Raw genomic sequence first — 1058 nt, forward strand, 5'->3', positions numbered from 1 at the left:
TTTGAGGCGGCTGCGCAAGCGCGTCCGCGAGCTCGAGCAGGAGAACGAGTTCCTAAAAAAAAGCGAGCGCCTTCTTCGCCGCGAACCAAGCAAGGTAGACAGGTACCGCCTGATGAGGTCGGAGAAGGACAGCTACCCCGTGAAGATGATGGCGAGAGTGCTGGAGGTGTCGAGGTCGGGCTTCTGCAGCTGGCTGGCCAAGGGCGAGCCGGACGACCCGTGGGCCGGGCTGAGGGCCGAGGTGAAGCGCGTGTGGCTGGAATCGGACCGCACCTTCGGCGCCAGGTTCGTGCTGGCGTTCCTGCCCGAGGAGTTCGCCGGCACGACGCTGTACCGCGTGAGGAAATGCATGAAGGAGCTGGGCATACGGGGGAATCGCCCCGAACTCCAAGAAGAGGGCCACGATCCCCGACGAGGACGCTCCGGCCAGGCCCGATTTGATAAAGCGCGACTTCACGAGCCCGCTGCCCACCTGCAAGCTCGTGGGCGACATCACCTACCTCAGGACCAGGGAGGGCTGGCTCTACCTGGCCACCGTGATAGACCTGTGCACGAGGATGGTGGTCGGCTGGGCGATGTCGGAGCGCATGACCGCAGGCATCGTGGTCGAGGCGCTCGAACGCGCCTGGCGGCGCGGCTACGTCGCCGGCAACGCGATCTTCCATTCCGACCGCGGGTCGCAGTACACCAGCAGGATCCTGGCCCGCTGGGCCGACGAGCACGACGTGAGGCTCTCGGTCGGGCGCACCGGCAGCTGCCATGGCAACGCGGTCGCGGAGTCGTTCTTCGGCACGCTGAAGAACGAGATGTACAGCCTGCGCACGTGGGCGACGCGCGAGGATGCGCGCAACGGCGTGATCGACTACATCGAGCGCCGATACAACCGCAACCGCCCCCACTCCACGATCGGCTACCAGGTCCCCGCGAAGGCGATGGACGCCTTCTTCGAGAGGACGAAGCCGGCTGCGGAAAGCGCCGTCGACCGGCACGGATGCGAGGGGAAGATGGCAGCTTAGAAAGGGAGCGGCGTTTTGTGTCCGAAATCTTGACACAGCTCA

1 protein-coding gene and 1 pseudogene are annotated in these 1058 nt (G+C 65.4%); both read left to right on the plus strand.

What is annotated here, in order from left to right; translation table 11 throughout:
- Positions 1–148: 148 nt before the first annotated feature.
- A pseudogene (locus tag HMPREF1155_RS09190) lies at positions 149–319 on the plus strand (hypothetical protein); the annotation flags it as partial.
- 55 nt (positions 320–374) lie between these two features.
- On the plus strand, positions 375–1016 hold the full coding sequence (locus HMPREF1155_RS08690) for an IS3 family transposase (RefSeq protein ID WP_081501556.1): 642 nt from the start codon (positions 375–377) through the stop codon (positions 1014–1016).
- Positions 1017–1058: the final 42 nt, after the last annotated feature.

The sequence above is a fragment of the Slackia sp. CM382 genome, assembly GCF_000293015.1.
GTDB classification, from domain to species: Bacteria; Actinomycetota; Coriobacteriia; order Coriobacteriales; family Eggerthellaceae; genus Slackia; species Slackia exigua.